The 19,767-nt window shown below is 56.2% G+C and carries 17 protein-coding genes; 16 read left to right on the top strand and 1 reads right to left on the bottom strand.

Annotated features, from left to right (window positions below):
* The 13 genes from DW123_RS04690 (at window position 1) to DW123_RS04750 (ending at window position 15,883) form a co-directional block, all read left to right on the top strand.
* Window positions 1–1,482 (top strand): sugar nucleotide-binding protein, encoded by a 1,482-nt coding sequence (locus DW123_RS04690; protein ID WP_118273388.1) that lies wholly within the window; start codon window positions 1–3, stop codon window positions 1,480–1,482.
* The gene (locus tag DW123_RS04695) at window positions 1,469–2,713 is read left to right on the top strand and encodes a glycosyltransferase family 4 protein (protein ID WP_158570728.1); all 1,245 of its coding nucleotides are present in this window, start codon (window positions 1,469–1,471) and stop codon (window positions 2,711–2,713) included. Before DW123_RS04690 ends, DW123_RS04695 begins: the two co-directional genes overlap by 14 nt.
* 11 nt (window positions 2,714–2,724) lie before the next feature.
* Window positions 2,725–3,828 (top strand): glycosyltransferase, encoded by a 1,104-nt coding sequence (locus tag DW123_RS04700; protein WP_158570729.1) that lies wholly within the window; start codon window positions 2,725–2,727, stop codon window positions 3,826–3,828.
* 5 nt (window positions 3,829–3,833) lie between these two features.
* Window positions 3,834–5,213, top strand: coding sequence for an O-antigen polymerase (locus DW123_RS04705; protein ID WP_158570730.1), 1,380 nt, complete (start codon window positions 3,834–3,836; stop codon window positions 5,211–5,213).
* Window positions 5,206–6,603 (top strand): polysaccharide biosynthesis C-terminal domain-containing protein, encoded by a 1,398-nt coding sequence (locus DW123_RS04710; protein WP_118273392.1) that lies wholly within the window; start codon window positions 5,206–5,208, stop codon window positions 6,601–6,603. Before DW123_RS04705 ends, DW123_RS04710 begins: the two co-directional genes overlap by 8 nt.
* Window positions 6,603–7,076 (top strand): serine O-acetyltransferase, encoded by a 474-nt coding sequence (locus DW123_RS04715; RefSeq protein WP_118273393.1) that lies wholly within the window; start codon window positions 6,603–6,605, stop codon window positions 7,074–7,076. Before DW123_RS04710 ends, DW123_RS04715 begins: the two co-directional genes overlap by 1 nt.
* Before the next feature lies 1 nt (window position 7,077).
* Window positions 7,078–7,755: a DUF1919 domain-containing protein gene (locus tag DW123_RS04720; RefSeq protein ID WP_118291487.1), complete on the top strand. Its 678-nt coding sequence runs from the start codon at window positions 7,078–7,080 to the stop codon at window positions 7,753–7,755.
* Between the two features lie 221 nt (window positions 7,756–7,976).
* The gene (locus DW123_RS04725; protein ID WP_118273395.1) at window positions 7,977–9,017 is read left to right on the top strand and encodes an NAD-dependent epimerase/dehydratase family protein; all 1,041 of its coding nucleotides are present in this window, start codon (window positions 7,977–7,979) and stop codon (window positions 9,015–9,017) included.
* A gap of 19 nt (window positions 9,018–9,036) precedes the next feature.
* On the top strand, window positions 9,037–10,296 hold the full coding sequence (locus DW123_RS04730; protein ID WP_118273396.1) for a nucleotide sugar dehydrogenase: 1,260 nt from the start codon (window positions 9,037–9,039) through the stop codon (window positions 10,294–10,296).
* A 691-nt stretch (window positions 10,297–10,987) separates the two neighbouring features.
* The gene (locus DW123_RS04735) at window positions 10,988–11,920 is read left to right on the top strand and encodes a hypothetical protein (RefSeq protein WP_118273397.1); all 933 of its coding nucleotides are present in this window, start codon (window positions 10,988–10,990) and stop codon (window positions 11,918–11,920) included.
* Between the two features lie 381 nt (window positions 11,921–12,301).
* Window positions 12,302–14,485, top strand: a complete 2,184-nt coding sequence (locus DW123_RS04740) for a DUF3825 domain-containing protein (RefSeq protein ID WP_255413506.1) — start codon at window positions 12,302–12,304, stop codon at window positions 14,483–14,485.
* A complete protein-coding gene (locus tag DW123_RS09475) occupies window positions 14,478–15,356 on the top strand; it encodes a macro domain-containing protein (RefSeq protein ID WP_147351663.1) in 879 nt (292 codons plus the stop codon). The genes DW123_RS04740 and DW123_RS09475 overlap by 8 nt, the downstream gene beginning before the upstream one ends.
* An 11-nt stretch (window positions 15,357–15,367) precedes the next feature.
* Entirely contained in the window at window positions 15,368–15,883 is a 516-nt protein-coding gene (locus tag DW123_RS04750) for a molecular chaperone Tir (RefSeq protein ID WP_118273400.1), read from the top strand.
* Between the two features lie 103 nt (window positions 15,884–15,986).
* Here the strand turns inward: DW123_RS04750 and DW123_RS09585 are convergent, their stop codons facing one another.
* Window positions 15,987–16,145: a hypothetical protein gene (locus tag DW123_RS09585; RefSeq protein WP_158570731.1), complete on the bottom strand. Its 159-nt coding sequence runs from the start codon at window positions 16,143–16,145 to the stop codon at window positions 15,987–15,989.
* A 160-nt stretch (window positions 16,146–16,305) separates the two neighbouring features.
* Between DW123_RS09585 and DW123_RS04755 the strand changes: the two genes are divergently transcribed.
* The 3 genes from DW123_RS04755 to DW123_RS09865 are packed head-to-tail and all read left to right on the top strand — an operon-like array spanning window position 16,306 to window position 19,240.
* A complete protein-coding gene (locus DW123_RS04755; RefSeq protein WP_118273401.1) occupies window positions 16,306–17,760 on the top strand; it encodes a reverse transcriptase domain-containing protein in 1,455 nt (484 codons plus the stop codon).
* A gap of 33 nt (window positions 17,761–17,793) precedes the next feature.
* Complete coding sequence (locus tag DW123_RS04760) at window positions 17,794–18,681, top strand: DUF4238 domain-containing protein (RefSeq protein ID WP_118273402.1); 888 nt, start codon at window positions 17,794–17,796, stop codon at window positions 18,679–18,681.
* A 4-nt stretch (window positions 18,682–18,685) separates the two neighbouring features.
* Window positions 18,686–19,240 carry an Abi family protein gene (locus DW123_RS09865; RefSeq protein ID WP_369831510.1) on the top strand — a complete coding sequence of 185 codons (555 nt, stop codon included), beginning with the start codon at window positions 18,686–18,688 and terminating at the stop codon, window positions 19,238–19,240.
* The last annotated feature ends 527 nt before the right edge of the window (window positions 19,241–19,767 follow it).

The following is a 19,767-nucleotide window of genomic DNA, read 5'->3' on the forward strand; positions in this document are numbered from 1 at the left end:
ATGGCAGAATTCGACTTCGAGAAGCAGCTCACCGTGACCGAGACCGGCATCCCCGGGCTCAAGGTGGTGGAGCTCTCCGTCCACGGCGACAACCGCGGCTGGTTCAAGGAGAACTGGCAGCGCGAGAAGATGGTGGCCGCGGGCATCCCCGACCTCCGCTTCGTGCAGAACAACATCTCCTTCAACGACAACAGGGGCGTCACGCGCGGCATCCACGCCGAGCCCTGGGACAAGTTCATCTCCGTGGCCACGGGCTCGGTCTTCGGCGCGTGGGTGGACCTGCGCCCCGGCGCGGGCTTCGGTAAGGTCTTCACCTGCACGCTCGACCCCTCGCGCGCCATCTTCGTGCCGCGCGGCGTCGGCAACTCCTACCAGGCCCTGGAGGACGGCACCGCCTACACCTACCTGGTGGACGCCCACTGGTCGCTGGAGCTCAAGAAGACCTACACCTTCGTGAACCTCGCCGACCCGGAGCTCGCCATCCAGTGGCCCATCCCGCTGGAGGAGTGCGAGCTCTCCGAGGCCGACAGGGCCCATCCCATGCTCGCCGACGCACTGCCCATGGCCCCGCGCCGCACGCTCGTGACCGGCTGCAACGGCCAGCTGGGCCGTGCCGTGCGCGCCATGGCCGAGGAACGCGGCCTGGCCGATAGCTTCGACTACTGCGACATCGACACGTTCGACATGTCCGACCCCGCGGCCTATGCGCAGTACGACTGGTCCCTCTACGGCACCGTCATCAACTGCGGCGCCTACACCGCGGTCGACAGGGCCGAGACCCCCGAGGGACGCCGCGCCTGCTGGGCCGCCAACGCCACGGGCCCGGCGCTGCTCGCCCGCACCTGCGCCGAGCACGGGATCACGCTCGTGCACGTGAGCTCGGACTACGTGTTCGACGGGATGGCGCCGCTCCACACGGAGGGTGAGGCGCTCTCGCCGCTGTCCGTCTACGGCCAGTCCAAGGCCGCCGGCGACCTCGCAGTGGAGGGGTGCCTCATGCATTACATTCTCCGCAGCTCCTGGGTTATTGGCGACGGCAACAACTTCGTGAAGACCATGAAAGCCCTGAGTGATCGGTGCGCCGACCCAGAGGACGCCCTCGTCGAGGTTGCCGTGGTCGATGACCAGCTCGGCCGCCTCACCTTCACCGATGACATGGCTAAGGCCATCTTCCACCTGCTCGGCTACCGCGAGGGCGAACTCGAGCCGAGCGCGCCCGCAGCTTACGGCACCTACAACTGCACCGGCAGCGGCCGCGTTGTCTCCTGGGCCGAGATTGCGCGTGAGGTCTTCGACCTCATCAACGGTAACGGCGGCTGCGTGCGGCCGGTTTCGACCGCCGAGTACTACGCGAGCGCCCAGGGGCCCATCGCCCCGCGTCCGGAGCACTCAGCGCTCGACCTCTCCAAGCTGGAGACGGAAGGATTCCATATGCCCGACTGGGAGCTTAGTCTGAGGGGGTATGCCCATGGCCTCTCGTAAGGGCAGGACCCTCCTCGTCATCCAGGAGCAGCACTTCGTCCGCGACGGCTCCGAGGTATACACCGACGTTCAGAGCGACAGCTCGTTCTGGGAGCGCTATCTGGCTGTGTTCGACCGGCTCGTCGTCTGCGCCCGCATGCGCGAAGCCGCGCCCGACGACGACCTGGGCGGGATGCTGCGCTCCACGCATCCCCGCGTGGAGTTCGTGGGGCTTCCCGACTTCCAAGGCGCCGCTGGGCCAGTCAAGAACTTCTCGGTCATCAGACGCGCCCTGAGGGGTTGCCTCGATTGCGCCGACGCCGCCATATTCCGCATGCCGAGCCCCATCTCGATGGTGGCCTACCCGGTTGTGCGCAGGTCCGGCGTGCCTTGGGCGGCTGAGATGATGATGAACCCGCGTACCGCCTACGGGCGCGAGTCCATGAGCCATCCCCTGCAGCCCGTCATCTGCGGCTTCATAACCGCCCAGACAAAGCGGGCCTGCATGGAAGCCGACGGGGTAGCCTACGTGACCGAGCGCGTCCTCCAGGAGGAGTACCCCTGCGCTGCCCTGTCTGAGGGCGGGGACGGTCGGCACTTTACGGCGAGCTACTCGACCATCAACCTGTGCGCGGCCGACTACTCCATGGCCGAATGGGGCGACGCGGCTCCCGAGGCTGTGACGCTCGCACACACAGGCAAGATGTCGGACGACCGCAAGGGGCACGCTGTCTTCCTGCGCGCCGTGGCGGAGCTTCGACGCCGCGGCGTCGACGCCAGGGGGATTCTCATCGGCGATGGCCCGAGGAGGGCCGACTTCGAGGCCTTGGCCGGCGAGCTGGGTATTGCCGGTTCCGTGGAGTTCGCCGGGTGGAAGTCCGGCTTCTCCGAAGTGCAGGCCGAGCTGCAGCGCGCCCAGTTCCTTGTGATGCCCACCAAGAGTGAGGGGCTTCCCCGCGCCGTCATAGAGGCGATGGCCTCGGGCCTCGTGTGCCTCGCCAACGCGGTGGACGGCATCCCGGAGCTTCTGGGATCCGAGTGCCTCTCATGCGACAACTCTCCCGAGTCATACGCGGACATGGTTTGTTCGCTCCTTGCCGATTGGTCCCATGCGCTCGAGGTGCGTGAGGAACAGTTCGCGCGGGCGTATGACTACGAGGCGGGGAAGCTCATGGAGCGTCGCACACGCTTCTACCGATCCCTTCGGGAGACTGCCAACCGCGAAGCCTCCGAGATTTCCGCAACATGCTGAAGGAAGGCCACATGACTTCCAATTTGAAAATACTGTTCATTCTTGACTATGCAGAGACGGGTGGCGGCGCGACCAGGATGATGCTCTGGGTCGCTTCGTCCATGGCCGACCTCGGGTGCGAGGTCTCGCTATGCTCGATCAGTCGCTCCCGCTTCCTTGAGGAGAGTCTTCCCCCCGCGTGCTCCTACCACTGTTTCGACGCCCCTCCGAGGACCCAGACTCACAAACGCAACCCCGCCGAGGAGACCGTCCTGTTTTCCAGAATCAAGGCCTTTATGTGTTCCGAGCGCCCAAATGTGGTGGTCAGCTTCGGAGGCCACGAGTTCTACTACGCTCTCGCGCTCAGGCATTCATGCGGGTACAAGCTCCTCGTCTCAGAACGCGCTGACCCCTATCATCCTCGCAGCAAGGGCGACCGCATACGTCGCGCGCTCTACAACCGGGCGGACTTCGCCGCCTTCCAGACTCCGGAGGCAATGAGGTACTTCTCGCCGTCCCTTCAGCGCAGGGCGGCAGTCATACCTAACCCCGCGAAGCGCTCCTTTGCTGAGAGCTGGGCGCCGTCCAGATCCAAGACGATAGCGACGCTCTCGCGAATTGACCTCTTCCAGAAGAGACTAGACATCGTTGTCGAGGCCATGGCCCTTATGGAGACGGAGGCAGAGCTGCGCATATACGGCGGTGGCCCGCAGCCCGAGTTGGACAAGCTCGAAAGCCTGATCGGGGCATCGCCGGCAAAGGGGCGCATACGGCTCATGGGCCCGGTCGAGTCCCCTGAGGCGGCCTTCGAGGGCGCTGACGTTTACGTCCTCTGCTCCGACTATGAGGGCATCCCCAACACGGTGATGGAGGCTCTCTCCTACGGCATCCCCGTTATCTCGACAGACTGTAGCCCCGGTGGCGCGCGCCTACTGCTCGACTGCGGCCGCTACGGCACCATCGTTCCATGCGGGGACGCGCGCGCCCTCGCACGCGCCCTCGACGACTACTTCCGCGCCCCTGCGCCCGCGATCGCGAAGGCCGAGAGGGGCGTTGAATCTGTCTCTCGCTTTGACGAGGGCGCCATCGCGAAGGCCTGGCTCGACGCATTCCGCATGACGGCGGGTGATAGCTAATGTCAATGGCATGGCTTATCCCCTTTGACGTCTCGGTCTTCTTCGTGCTCGTCGTCCTGCTTAGAAGCCAGTTCCCAAGCTACGTTAATTACGCGACGATGTTCGTTGGCGTGTGGGTTTTCATCATCTCCGTTTCCAGGCTCGGGTTCTACGAGACGTACGTTCCCAGCCACCTGACGTATGGAATCATGTACTTGACATTATTCGTATTCGTTCTTACGACCTACTGCCTGCGCGCTTACGAGAGGAAGAGGCCCGAGAGCCCGGCCCAAAGGAGGCCCGCGAGGGAGCTCGACCTCTCCCGAGTCTGCTACTCGCCGCTCATACTGATAGCGCTCGCAACCTCCGCGCTGCTGGCGACTTACCTCCCCGATGCGCTCTCGATCCTCGCTACCGGCGGGTTCAGCTCCGTCAGACACAACGTGCTCTACTCGGAGACGAGCACCTATACGTCCTCATCGCTCGTCCTGCTCAAGTGGGCTATCAACCCCCTCATCCTCGCCGAGTTCCTCATCGCGTCGACCGCTATCGTGCTCAAGAAGACGCCTCGCAGTAAGGCGGGCCCCGTCTTCCTTCTGATCCTATGCTGCTGCAACCTCGCGATGTACACGCTCATATTCGCGGGGCGCTGGCTACTCATGGAGGCGATGCTCTCGCTCGCCGTCCTTCTGTTCCACCAGTACGGCTTGCGCCTCTGGGAGCTCATGCGGCGAAACAAGGCGATAACAGTCGTCGGTGTCTTGGCCGTCGTGGCCATTCTTTCCATATCGGGCGACCGGACCATCGGGGAGACCGACGTCCTCACCTCTATCTACGTCTATTTCGCCGGGACGGTAGACATGCTCAACGTCCTCATCTCTGACCCCTCCCACTCCCAGCTTGGCAACGTACTGTTTGGCGCCTATACGCTCGACGGGCTTCTGTCGCCATTCTATGTCGTCGCCAACCGGCTGCTAGGGACCCACATCCCCATCGCAATCACCGAGATAAACGCGGTTTCCTCCGCCATGGTGAACATTTCGCCAACGCTGCACATGAATAACAACTGCACCTACGTTTACGGGGTCCTGAGGGACTTCGGCGCGGCTGGCCTCTTGATAGGCCCCGCTTTCCTTGCAGTGGTCTGCCAGAAGATACATTCCTACTACGAGCGATCGGGCAGCGACTACGGACTCATGCTCTACACCTATATGGTCGTAATCCTCTTCTTCATGATCATCGAATGGATGTTCGGCCGCGTGAACGTGGTTTACACGGGCATCTTCCTCTACATGCTCATGCGCTTCTGCTGCGTCGGCGGCGGGCTAGCCAAGGGCGCGGTCCCCGCGCCCCGCCGAAGGCCTGTGCCCGGCCCTCATCTCAATCCCGGGAGGCTCAATGGCTAACAGGCTCTTCAAAAAGACCGGAGTATACTTCGTCGGCAACTTCTCGTCGAAGGTGATCTCCGCGATCATTGTCCCCATCTACGCGGTATACGTCTCGTCCGCGGATCTCGGCGAGTACGACTACCTCCTCACGCTCACCCAGATCATAGCCCCCGTCGCCTACCTGGCCATCTGGGAGGCCATTCTCAAGTTCTGCATTAACGGGAAGGCGGGGGACGCCGAGCGGGCCATCGTTACCGTCCTTCGGTTCTGCGTGCCGCTCGTTCTCGGGACGACCGCCCTCGTCGTCTGCGCTTCGCTCGCCCTCTCGTACCCGCCAGAGAACGCCCTCGCGCTCGGGGCCATGGTGGCCGCCTATGCGCTGGCACGCATCTGGCAGTACGCCGCCAGGGGCCTCTCTCGGTCGAAGGACTACGCCTGGTCGGGCATCATATCAAGCTTCGGGTTCTTCGCAGGCGTCATCCTGCTCGTCTGCGCGGCCAAGACCGGATTCGCCGGGCTGTCCGCGTCGTACATACTCGGCCAGCTCTCCATCGTCGTATTCCTCGAGTTCAGGTGTCCCCTTCTTCCCCGGGCTCTGAAGGGGAGGACGGACCTCCCCCTTCTCAAGTCCATGCTGCGCTACTCGACGCCTTGCGTGGCCAACCTCGTTGCGCTCAGCCTCCTCGTCGGCTTCGGCAGGATCGTCACCGTCAACTACCTCGGCGCCGACGCGAACGGGCAGTACGCCTTCGCCATGAAGTTTGCCACCATCGTGACCTCCGTCGGAAGCATATTCTCCATGGCGGTCATCGAGGAGGGGATAATCCGCTCCGGCTCCGAGAAACTTGCTGAATTCTATTCCACGGTGTCGAACTCGCTTCTCAAGATACTGTGCGCTGCCATCTCGGTTCTGATGCCATGCGTCTACCTCTTCTACATCCTGATAGCCTCCACTGACTACGTGGCCGCGGCCGGGCTCACCGCCGGGGTGCTCCTCTACGCCGCTCTGACCGTTATGGCAACTCAGTTCGGTTCGGTGTTCATGGCCACGAACAAGACCGACTCGATAGCCACCACGACGGTGTTCGGCCTTGTGGTCACGGCCGCATTGACGCTCGGCCTCATCGGCTTCTTCGGGCTCGACGGTGTCATCTTCGGGCTTGCCGGGGGTACCGCCGCTATGACCGTCTCACGTTGGTGGCTGGCTCGGAAAAGCCTGAACTTCGTGCTTTCCGTCCCCTGGACGGCCGGCCTGCTTGCCGCGTATGCCGCCGAGTCCTGTGTCTGTTGGCTTCTTTACGAGCGGACTAGCGTCTTGGGGCTTGCTCTGGCCGCCTGCGTCCTCGCGGCCGCCTACGTCCCCATCGCGCTCAAGGCCCTCAGCACTATGAGGAGGATTTCGGACTGATGCACCTGATCGATCATTTGAAGAGGTCGCTTTTCGATCCCTCTTACCAGTTCTCCCGTGACGTGGAGCGGATGCACGCGGCTCATCGCAAGGGCATTAAGCTCGTGCGGAACCTCCTGCACGTCCGCATCGCCAGGCGTTGGGGGTGCCACATCTCCTATGAATGCGAGGTCGGGAAGGGCGTCTACTTCCCGCACCCCACGGGGATCGTTATCGGCGCAGGCTCGGTCATCGGTGACGGCTGCACCATCTATCAGAACGTGACCATCGGAAGACGTGAGAAGAGCGAGCCCGCCTGCCCCGTGATTGAGAGGGGTTGCACCGTCTACTGCGGCGCCGTGGTGATCGGCGACGTCCTCCTTCTAGAGGGGACCACCGTTGCCGCGGGTGCGGTGGTAACGAGAGGCACCGGCGTCCCCAACGACGTCCTCGGCGGCATCCCGGCCAAATCGATTTTGCACAAGGGGGCGTAAATTGAAGCTCGGAATAACCGACAAAGTATACAAGCGTCTGGACGAGGCGACCACTCCATATTTTGCCAAGACCAGGAGGAAGCGTCTCGAGCGCACTGGCTTCTCGATCATCTCGAATAACTGCTGGGCTGGCAGCGTTTACAGGTACTACGGCCTGCCCTACCAGTCGCCGACGGCGGGCCTCTACTTCTTCGCTCCCGATTACATCAAACTCTGCGGGGATTTGCGCCGCTACATGTCCCTTTCGCTCGAGCCCCTGGACATCGTGGACTCCCCTCACCGCGACGAGCTTGTCGCGAAGGGGCAGCGCGACGTCCCACTGGGGCTGCTCGGCGACATCGAGGTCGTCTTTCTCCATTACCCGAGCTTCGAGGAAGCGAGGGAGAAATGGGAACGTCGGGCGTCTCGGATCAACTACGACGACGTCTTCTTCAAGTTCAGCGAGATGAACCACTGTGGTGAGACTGAGCTTGGTTCTTTCTCGCGGCTGCGCCATAGGAACAAGGTTCTGTTTACCGTCGAGGATCGTCCTGATCTCGGCTGCTCCGTGCGTTTCGGGCGCAGGTATGTCGCTAACGGCGAGATAGGCAACGACACCGTCGCGTTTCGCCGGTACTTCGATCTGACGGGATGGCTCAATTCTCCTCCCGAGAAATACGGGGGGGGGGTCTCGTCGTGAGCTTTGAGGCTTTTTTGCGCTTCAGAGTTGCCTCGGGGAGCTTCAGGGGATCTCCTGAGGGCGAAGGTGGGACTTCACGTGCGCGCCCGAGGCTTTCGGCTGGCCGGAGGTGCCGGCCGAGGGGAGCGGAATTCCGGAGACCCATCCCTCCTTTAAACGATACGGCCGCATTGCTGGGCGGCGCAGTTAATTTCCATCCGAACTGGGGAGATGATGCATAAATGTGCAATAGAAAGGTATTGGTAACCGGCGCGGCCGGCTTCATTGGCGCGTTCCTGGTGAAACGGCTGTTGGAAACCACGGACGACGTTATCGTCGGCCTGGACAACGTGAACAGCTACTACGACCCGGGCATCAAGGAGGCGCGCCTCGCAATGCTACGGGACGCCGACCATGACGGGCGCTTCACGTTCGTGCGCGGTGACCTCGCGGACGCGGCCCTGGTGGAGCGAATCTTTGCCGAGAACGGCTTCGACGTGGTGGTGAACCTGGCCGCGCAGGCCGGCGTGCGCTACTCCATCGAGAACCCGAAGGCCTATGTGGACAGTAACCTCGTGGGCTTCTTCAACATACTGGAGGCCTGCAGGCACCACCCGGTCAAGCATCTCGTGTATGCCTCGTCGTCGAGCGTATACGGCGGCAACGAGAAGGTGCCTTTCAGCGAGGACGATAATGTCGACTCGCCGGTTTCGCTGTATGCGGCCACCAAGAAGTCGAACGAGCTGATGGCGCATGCCTACTCGAAGTTGTATTCGATTCCGGCCACGGGCCTGCGCTTCTTCACCGTCTACGGCCCGATGGGCCGCCCGGACATGGCGTACTTCGGCTTCACCAATAAGCTTCTGCGCGGCGAGACCATCAAGATCTTCAACATGGGCGACTGCAAGCGCGACTTCACCTACGTGGATGACATCGTCGAGGGCGTCACGCGCGTGATGACGAACCCGCCCGAGGTCAAGCTGGGGGCGGACGGCCTGCCCATGGCCGCGACGCGCGTCTACAACATCGGTAACTCAAACCCCGAGAACCTGCTCGACTTCGTGGATACCCTCCAGCGCGTGCTCGTGGATGAGGGCGTGCTTCCGGCCGACTTCGACTTCGAGGCGCACCGGGAGCTTGTCCCCATGCAGCCTGGCGACGTTCCGGTGACCTACGCGGACACCTCGAAGCTGGAGCGCGACACCGGCTTCAAGCCGAGTACTCCCTTGGAGGACGGCCTGCGCGAGTTCGCCAAGTGGTACCGGGACTACTACCGACTCTAGAAGGATAGGAGCTTTTGAAATGAAGATTGCAATCGCAGGTACTGGGTACGTCGGGCTGTCGCTTGCCGTTCTCTTGGCCCAGCACAACGAAGTCCACGCGCTGGACATCGTCCCCGAAAAGGTCGAGAAGCTGCGCAGCTACGAGTCGCCGATACGCGACGCCGAGATCGAGCGGTTCCTGGTCGAGGCGAAGGCCGGGGAGCGCGAGCTGAGCCTGACGGCCACTGTGGACCCGGCGGCGGCCTACGCGGGCGCCGAATACGTCGTGGTCGCCACGCCCACGAACTACGACTCGGATAAGAACTTCTTCGACACGTCATCCGTCGAGGCCGCGATCGACGCGGTGCGCGCCGTGAACCCGGAGGCCTGGGTCGTCATCAAGTCCACGATACCCGTGGGCTACACAGCGTCCCTTCGCGAGCAGCGCGGAGACAACCGCATCTTCTTCTCGCCGGAGTTCCTGCGCGAGGGCCACGCCCTATACGACAACCTACACCCGAGCCGCATTGTGGTGGGCGCTCCCAAGGAGGATGCCGAGGCCGTGGGTGCGGCGGAGAAGTTTGCCTCGCTTCTGGCCGAGGGCGCCGACCCCGCCGAGCGCGAGCGTGTGAACGAGGACGGTACGACCGGCATCCCTGAGCTCGTCCTCGGCACCACCGAGGCCGAGGCCGTGAAACTCTTCGCCAACACCTATCTCGCTCTTCGCGTGGCGTACTTCAACGAGCTGGACACCTACTGCGAGAGCAGGGGCCTCTCCGCGGGCGACGTCATCCGCGGCGTGTGCCTGGAGCCGCGCATCGGCTCCTTCTACAACAACCCCTCGTTCGGCTACGGCGGCTACTGCCTGCCGAAGGACACAAAGCAACTCCTGGCCAACTACAAAGACGTGCCCCAGAACCTCATCGAGGCCATCGTGGACTCGAACCGCACCCGCAAGGACTTCATCGCCGACGAGATCTTGCAGAAGGTGAATCAGCTGGTCTACTCCGGCGTCCACGCCCCTGTCGTAGGCGTCTACCGACTGACCATGAAATCCGGTAGCGACAACTTCCGTGCCTCGAGCATTCAGGGCATCATGAAGCGCGTCAAGGCCAAGGGCGTGCCCGTGCTCGTGTACGAGCCCACGCTCGACGCCCCCGACTTCTTCGGCAGCGTGGTCACCCATGACCTCGAGACCTTCAAGCGCGAGTGCTCCATCATCGTCGCCAACCGCTGGAGCGACGAGCTCGCGGACGTCGCCGACAAGGTGTACACACGCGATCTCTTCAAGCGCGACTAGCGAGCTTTCTCAGAGCGATAAGAGGGCCCCAGTCACCACGCGGTGGCTGGGGCCTCTCTTGTTTAGGGTAAGCCATGGAGGCGCTGCGCATGCCATTCGTTCGTCGCGACGCCATTTCCCATGACCGAGAGTGCCCTGACCTTGGCAACGCCTCTTTCGGAATCTGCCTCTGTCATATCAGGCCAGTAACGGGCTCACTTTGCTACTACGCTATGAAGAGCGGCGATATCGAAAGTCAATTTAGAATCCCACATCGATGCGAATTCGTTCGGGCAAATAACGACCGCAAAGTGACACAAGCGAATTAGATCCAGCAAGAGCCGGCACCCAAGCTGCAAATGTCGAAACACCAAGTGGCGCGTCGAATAATCCAAGCAGTTTCCATACGGCTTTGAGAACCCTGTCTCGGCAACGGGCTTTTTTGTATCTATTTGGAGTTCTGAAACGGTCGGGCATTTCTATGCTGCCTGCAGCGGTTTCTGTCAAAAGACTTGTTGTGGGGCGCGAGAGGTCCGTGGCAAGTTTTGTCAAAGTGTTCAATCCGGATGGCTCGATTTAAGCTGGAGTCGAGCCGTTCTGTTTTCTTTTGAAGGCTTTTTGCTAGTTTGGCAGTTGCAATCCTATGATTGTTTGAACAGCGTTGGCCCTTTTAAACGCTGCGGGCCTTTTGGTTGGGAGAGGAGATGGCGTCATGCTATATGGCTACGTTGAGCTCGAGAACAATATCTATTGCCAGGGCGAGGCGTCTGGCATGGCGTTCCCGACAAAGCTCGGCGGGTTCAATGCGAAGGTGCATTTGCCTGTCCTGCCGGACCTTAAATCGGATGGTATACCCGACCGCCTTCTCCCTCCGCTCGGCGTCCCAATCGAGAAGGTTGATTGGGGAAGGGTATGCAGGTGTCCAGACGGGCTTTTCGAAACCTCTCGCCTTGTTGTTACGTTTGGGGATGACGTAGACCAATCGTCCTTGTATGAAGCCTTTCCGGCTTGGAAGGATCTGGTCGAGAGGCTATATGCAATTGAGACGCGCGGCTATGCCAGTCCTAGCCCCAAAGGAGGGAGTCTGCTGAGAGGCGGAGGGTTCTACGACGGGCTCCAGCTATTCGACCTTAAGGACAAGAAGGTCAACATTAGGCTCCAGGGAATGAGGTCCGTGATCCACTTGGAGCTCGACATGATAGGTGATAGTCGGAGCCTCGGGGCCGACGGCTTGCGTCTCCTGTTCGAGCGCACTGGAAATGGCACCCAGCTGACAATGGTCTACGAGCTCGTGCTCAACGCTTACCGTGCGTTTTTCAACTCTGATTTCAGAAGCTCTGTCATGCTCTGCGGCAGTGCCCTAGAGTTTGCCATTGATGAGGTAATCGCAGGCTACTACGGAGCCCATGGCATGGATTTCTACGAGAAAGATGCTGCGAAGCACCGGATGCTTGGCGGGAAGTTCCGATGGCTCGAAGAGCTTGAAATTCCGATTCCCGTAACTGACTACCACGAGTCAGTTCTTGACGTCCGTAATGCTGTGACACACGATGGTCTTTTGCCCACGAAGAGGGCAGCGCAGGCCTACTTGGACAAGTGCAGGGAACTCATCGACCTCTATAGCCCGTCGGTTACTGAGCGCTAGAAGCATGCGGCGTGCTGAATGTCTCGATGACATCGGGGCGAGAATAGCGCTTTTTTGAGCAGAGAGGCTCCCCAGCCGTCATGAACTGCCGGCGGCCGGGGAGCCTCTCTGTATATAGCGGGCCGTTGAGGCGATCCTATAGCAAAGAGCCGCCCTCATCCTAGAATCTGAATTGGGCAGATTGGTTTTCAGGCTACCGCTTGACGAATATTAATAGGCTGTTGTTCTCTTCTAAAGTGTCAGGTAGTACTATTACTTCAGTCGTTCACTGCCTGGAGCATGACGTTAACATCCGCTTGTTGACCTTTCAATTTGGTTGACTGATTTTTGGGGGTTGTCATGCCGGTTAACGATAAAGGCTCTCGTCAGTTATAGGTTTTTATTGCTTCTACAGCGTATGACTTGCGGCCCTATAGAGATGCCGTTAAAGACGCTGCGGTGCGATGCGGCTTTCTGCCTGTATGTATGGAGCACTTCGGTGCTCATCATCGTTCGATAATTGATGTTTGTATCGATGAAGTTAAGAAATGCGACGTTGTCGTTATTATCTCTGCGTACATGTACGGCATGCTGTATATGCAGGTCGATCATCCTGAGTATACGGGTCTTTCGATTACGGAGATTGAATATCGCGAAGCGATTAAAAATGGGCTTCGCGTGCTGGTGTTTTTGCCATCCGATTCGTATAAAACAACTGACCTGATGGTGGATAAGGGCCCCAGTGCCGAAAAGCTCGAACAGTTTAAGGCAATGCTTAAGCAAAGCCACACTCCTGATTATTTTGACAGCGTTGATGATCTGGCGGGTAAAGTTAGAGACGCGTTGGACAATGAACGTCGCCAGATTGAGGATTCAGGTAGTGCTACTTTGCCTGTAAAAATACAGCCGCCCGCTCCGTCCCCGGTTGTCACTCCCGATTTAGCGGACAGGGTTAAACGGGTCTTTCTTATGCGGCTCTTGCCCAATACGGATTATCCCATGGCTAAGGTCGCCCATGAGTTTGATGTCGCGGGGATTCGTGCAAAAGATTTGGGCTTCGTATCCTTCAGGGAGTTGCTCGATGCTTTTGATGAATCGGAGGGTGGCTTTATTCACTTTTCGCTCGATCCTCAGGGGCGTCATGGGGCTATGGTTCGCTTGGTGGGCAGCTCGATGCCAGAAGATAATTCTAGTAACGGCTCTGGTGCTTCTGATGAGAGCGACGCTTGTCCTAAACCTTATACTGCTGCGGCCGCTTCGCTGGCTGTATATCGTGGACACGCCTGCCCCGCGGAGCTGCAGGCTTATCTCGATAAGAGTTTCCTAGAATTTTGCTACGTGTTGCCTCGCTGCAAGGAATCAGTTTCGGAAATTTGCTCACCAGGCGAGAATTGGGAAGCTCGGTTGGATCAGGCTTGGTTATCGGCGCGTAAGACTGGTGTGTTTAGGGAATATGACGGCAAGGTTATGTTCCCAATCGGTCTGAAGTTTGCTGGATCCCAGCAACGTGTTGTTGAGGTTGCTTTGGTCCCGTCGCGGCAGGGCTTGCCTTTTACGGCGGTCTATACCTGGGAAACTAAGGTTGAAGATTCGGCTTCCACTGAAGATGCTGTTCCAGGTAAGGTAAGGCGTAGCGTTACCGATGACCTCTATGATTCATTCGATTTTGCCGACAGCGGTCTGGGCGGGACAATGAGCCGCTTGGCATCTCTGGCCATGGATGAGCCTTGGTCCTTTACCGCTCGTGGTAATTTTGGACGGCCCTATCCCATTCTCGAAAATTACCTGGGCGTTACCTATTCGCGCTTACTTAAAGAAGATAGTGCTCACAAGACCAATCGAATTACGATATCGAATGACAACCAGTATCTTGTTTTCAACACCGGATTAGTGACGGCGGAGCTCGACAACATCTACGCGTTGTTTGGAGCCCCCTTAGCCGGTGGAAAGCGTCCCTTTATGGATTACTGTGTCGAAGGACAGGGGCAGTGCGGCAAGTTGCTCGTTCGTTACTTTAGTGAAATGCCTGAGGCTGCCAGCTACATTGAAACCCTCGATGACGTGGTCCTCGATACTCATAAGGAGATTAAAATCGATAGCCCGCATATTTTGCGGGATAACATCAACCGCTTGCCTTTTGGACTTCTCGATGAGGCTGCAAAGGATGATATCGCTGCGCAAAGGATCCTGCAGGATATTAAGGTAGCGAGGAATATTGACAAGCGCCCGCTTTGGAAACAGCTTGCCCAGCGGTTGGCACAGGGCACCGCTGGCTATATGCGTATGGACGAAAAGCTAAAAGAGGCTGTCAATAAGTCCCGAAAGCGCGCTAGGTGGAACTATAAAACTGCCGTCCCAATGTATTATCCAAAGGGCGATAAGGTCGATTTATTGTTGCCGCTTTGTCTAGTTGACCCTCACAAGGTTGATGCCGCGCTGATTGTCGAGAAAGTTGAGAGCGGCAACTATATGGGCCATACAATTCTTCCTCCGCGCAAAGCGTACATGGACGCGCGAATTGTGTGTAGGCCAGACAATGATTGGCTTGATCCTTGGTCTGGGGACCAGGTGGATGGTGATGAATAAACTTATCGACACGCTTCGTGTCCGCAGCCATCTTTGGCGGAGCTGTTTTGTCAAATGGTGTGGGGGAGTGTTTGGGATTTGGGGTGTAGTAGTTTCCTTTATCTCCCCAGATGACCTCGGACTAAATAATACTTGCCTAAAGATCATGGCTCTTTTGGTCTTGCTCTTTTTGTCGTGCGTGGGCAGTGCTCCCCACGCCGCTCTTAAGAGAAATAGAGAGTTTTGGTCTTGTGGCAGCTCGTCGTTGCAGGCGTGTTATGGGGATTTGTTTTCGCTTGTAGACGATTTTGTATGTGGTCATTGTTGTTGCGTGATTCCTGTCAATACGTCTTTCGATACCGTAGTCGATAAACCGGGTTCTTGCGCGCATCCACTCGTTTCGCCATTTAGCCTGCATGGTCTTTGGCTTTCCAAGATGCAGGAGCGCGGTCTGTCTGTTGCCGAAATCGATCGAAGGATTGATGACGCTCTTGCGGATGTTGATCCGGCGTCCGTTAAGGCAGTTCCTTCTGGATTTCGTGGCAAAACAAATGAGTATCCGGTTGGGACTGTTATTCCCTTTACCGTCGGTAGTATTACGTACCTGCTTACTGCACTATCTCAATTCGATAGCCGGAATGTCGCTCATAGCGATAGAGAGAATCTGCTTTTGGCTCTAAATGGCGTGATTGAATTCCATGATGGAAACGGTCAGGGCTGCAACTTGGTTATTCCTCTAATGGGTACAGGTTTATCGCGCATGGGCCTAGACCATAAGGGGTCATTCAATTTAATCACTTCATTTTTAACGCTCCATCGCGAGAAATTGACCGGGCATACGACAGTTGTCGTCTACTCTGGCGATGTTGATAAGGTTTCTATTTGGGATTAAGAGGAGCTCGCATGGTTTATCGTACAAGAACCTATATTGCAGCTGATTGGGACCATGATTTCGACGCTGTTGAACAATTAAGAAAGTGGAATGACAGCGGCTATTGGTCGCTTAGTTTTACCGATGCCCATGAGCTTCATCAGTCTCGTGATACGAGCAAGCCCTGTAACATCAAGGCATCTCTTAAGCAACGCATGGATGCTTCAAAGCGTTTTGTTCTAATTGTGGGTGATCATACCGACTCTGTAACAAAGGGTAGCTGCCAGTGGTGCTGGTCGTATCGTTGTGGATATAAGCTGTGCAACGTTGGAAAGTACGTTACGTTTGAGAGCTATATCGAATACGAATGCAGGATGGCCAAAGAGGTCGGCGTCGAAATCGTAGTTCTATATAATTCTGCGCGCGTGAACAAGTCTTTGTGTCCTGAAGTTATCAGGGATTGCGGCGTTCATGCTCCAATGAAAAGCCGTAGCAAAGGCTATTTGGACTGGGACTACCAGCAAGTAAAAATGGCGCTGGGGATGTAGGGTTAAGTGTTCGTGCTGATTGGGAAATATGTGCGAAGGCTATGCATCTGATTTCAGGGATGACGTAACCGAATTCTGCATGAGCCTATTTCTCATAAGCTGTTTAATCAAAGCAAGAATGGGGAATAAAACTTGCTGCCCATCGCGATTTGGCGATGGGGTACGCTACTGCCGTCAATATCGCAAACGACGAAATTCCGACGTTCGCAACATTGACGCCAGCGTTGCCTGCGGCCAGCTGGATAAGAGCCTCGATGGTCATAAGTGCCAATTCCTCGCTTTCGTCTAGTATGGCATAGGCAAGCATTGTTTTAGGTGGCCGCGAAAGCGTTGGTTGCACTTGCTGCGCCTTTGATTAGCCTGTCCGGGGAGGGTTAGCCGCCGCTTGTTGATCCGGACAGGTTGATTTATTTGGGGGTATTTTGGCCGAGTTCGACATCGCTCGTATTCCTCGATATAGTTCCAAAAGTTCATATGCCCATTTCGATCATAGGGTCTCTTTTGCCGAAGTTCAGGCCAAGATTTTAGATCCAGAGTACATTTCCCATCACGCGTTCTACCCTCTAATTTCCAACGAGATCATTACTGTTCGGTATCGAGGAGGTAAGCGAAGCTACAAAGTTCGCAATATCTCTTATGCCTCGCATTTCGATCACCGCGTCTTCCAGTACTACTCTTATCTGTGGTCGGACTTATATAACAAGAAGGCTATTGCCGAAGAGTTTAATGAGGTTGCCGTAGCGTACCGCTCTTCGCTTTCATCAGACGGCGCCGTAACTGCTACTAGCAATATTTCTTCAGCTAAAAAGGCCTTCGATTATATACGCGAGCAAGATTTGGCTTTTGTGCTTACGGGTGATTTCGAGAGCTTCTTCGACAACTTAAATCATGCTCATATAATGACGTCGTTGCGTTCGTTGTTTCCCAGTGGACGCTTGCCTGACGATCACTATCAAGTCATTAAAAATATCCTCCGCTATTCGTGCTGGCCTATTGCTGATTTGGCTGCTCGACATGAATTGCCATGGCCATCAATCGATCCTATTCGGGAGAAAATGATCAGCGAAGTAGCTATCGAACTTCGGTTCAAGTCTATTCGCGAACTTAATAAGCTGGATGTTATCTTGCCAAAGTCTGAGTTTCTTGCAAATAAAAGTAAGGTCATTACCAGACCGTGGAAGCGAACGGGTATTGGGCTGGGAATTCCTCAGGGTCTTGCCGCAAGCGGAGTGCTCGCTAACATTTATATGGCCGATATCGATATGAAAGTCCGGCTTGCTGTTGAACGGGTTGGCGGCTTGTATCTTCGTTATTGCGATGACTTTATTGTTGCCGTTCCAAAGTCTGGCTTTGATGCACTTGTAGAAGCCATCAATCTAATGGCCGATGTCGATTCCGTTAAACTGCAACCAGAGAAAACCAAGGTGTTCCGGGTTGATGGCGACGGAGTTGCTCAGCTTGATTTTGAAAGCGTTCGTGCGGGTAAGGTCTATCCGTACTCCGGTGTACATCCGGCGCAGAAAGTCAGTTTCCTGGGGTTTGACTTTGACGGGCGCGTTGTAAGACTTCGACAGTCTACGGTTGGAAGGTACCACAAGCGTCTCCGTGAGGCGGCCACTGCGATCGGGCGTTCTAATCAGGGGGAGGGAAGGCACGCATCAAAAAAGCGCGTCTCCGCTCTGTATCAACATTATTCACCGCTTGGTATTATGGGAAGAAGGTTATGCCTATCGGCTGACGCTGACTCTTCTGCATTTTTCCGCTACGGGAACTTTCTTTCCTACGCAGCGAGAGCCCAAAAGGCGTTTCCAAATGATCCGATTGCCCCTGATGAGGCTAAGATTTACAGTAAGATTAAACGCTTGAGTGCTCGGTAGCCATTGATTTGGCGTTGTATTTTGGAGGAAGCGATGGTCAAAAACCAACACTATATTCCACGCTTCTATCTCAAGAATTTTGCTGCTTCTGACTCGATGCTCTCCGTTATTCGGATTGAAAATGGAAAGCCAGGAAGTGTATTTAGGTGCAAACCAGATGGTATTTGCTCCGAGAAGTACTTGCATGAGGTAAAAAGCCGTTCGGAGAGTACTTATTTTCAGGAGGGCGCCATCGAAGATATGCTCAGCCAGGTGGAGTCACGCTTGGCCCCAAAGTACGAAGAGCTTCTTGGGTGTTTAGACGATGGTGAGCTTATCGGCACTGCACGCCTGGTTGAGCTGATTGATTGCTTAATCGCATTCATTGCTTCTCTTGTTGTTCGCCATCCAAAATGGCTTGGTCCGGAACGGAAAAAAGCATCAACTTTAATTCCGTTTCTATTTGAAAAGGAAACTTTGACCGTCAGCGATCTTGAGACGCTTGAAGTCATGGGGCTTAAGGACGATCTTCCGGCTATTGTGGAAATGGCAATAATGGATGCCGCGCTATTTTCCACGGACGAGCGTGCGCCTTTGATGCAGATAGTTGATATACTGAAACCGATGAACGTCACATTTTTTGCGGCGCCTGATAATTGTGAGTTCATAGCTACGTCTTTTCTGCTGCACGCTGAATGGATGTCGACATCCGATGCGGACCCTGTGGCGGTTTATTTCCCACTGTCATCACAATTCGCAGTGGCCTTCCGCAGTTGTGAACCGACCGGCGGGAAACTCGTTTGGCCTCTCATAGCGGAACAGGTTGACTCTCTGAATCGTTGTCTTGTTGGGGGAAGTGACTTAAACGATTTAGTCTTTGGGACTAATGGTTCCTATCTTGCGTCGATAATCTCAGCGACAGCTCAACACGGAAATCAATAGATTAATTCAGTACAATTACTCCAAGAACCCTGTTGTTAGGCATTTTTACGACAGCGATAAACCCTTGCCTATTTGGGCGCTATTCGAGGTCATGACTCTAGGAAACTTCGGTGTTTTCTATTCGTGCTTAAAGGGCTCGGTTAGACAGAGCATATCTGATGACCTAAAGCTTCCGAACAATTACGACGGTCCCGGGCTTCTCGAACGTACTATCTTCGTTCTTAAGGACCTTCGTAACGCAATCGCTCATAATAGCGCTGTTTATGACGTGAGGTTTAAAAGGGCAAAAGTGGGAAATCAGCTTGGCCAGATGCTGTCATCCGAGGTTGGCGTTCCTTCGATAGACTTTTCAACTATTACTGATTATGTCGTCCTAATTGTCTATCTGCTCAGAAAGATGATGGTTTCCAAAACTGAGTGCTATCAGTTAATTCGGAACTACTCTAGTGTGCTGGAAGACTTGCACGGCTCTTTGTCTTCCTCAGATTTTCATAAAATAGTAAAGACTGGGGCCAGGAGCAAGATGGATGCACTTCGTAGCTATATAGCTGCTTCTTAAGAAGCAGCAGCTAAAGATGGAGGCTAAAGATGGAGATGACATTCTTTGGAGCTGTGCCCGTAGACAAACATAGGATATCGACTAAAATATAGGCAATTGCGGTGGAAGCTTTCGGGCGACACCTGAAGAGGGTTGATGCGTCGGCCCTCTTTTTTTGGCGATTTTTACAGCCTGCTTGGCATGGTTGCACTGGTCCGTGAAGAAATATCAGTTCCGGTATTGATCTTCCTATTTAGTAGCCGCTCGAAGCGGTCATACCACATGATGCCGATCCAGCCGCCAGCGCACCTTAATCTATCGATCATCCACTTGGTAATTCCGATGGCGCTGTTTACGATATTGCCCTCTCACACCTTGAACATGCAGTAGATCGGCAAGAGTCAGTTGACGTAGATGCCTATCTCGTACGGTAAAGAAGCTTCCAATGAATCGTCCTGCTCGCTATGCAGATCATGGTAGCAGTCGGCTGCGTTCATGTAGATTCACGAAGGGTATTACTTGCTGCCGAAAATTGAATTGTCCCTTTG

Source organism: Collinsella sp. AM10-26, assembly GCF_003472525.1.
In the GTDB taxonomy this organism is placed as follows: Bacteria; Actinomycetota; Coriobacteriia; order Coriobacteriales; family Coriobacteriaceae; genus Collinsella.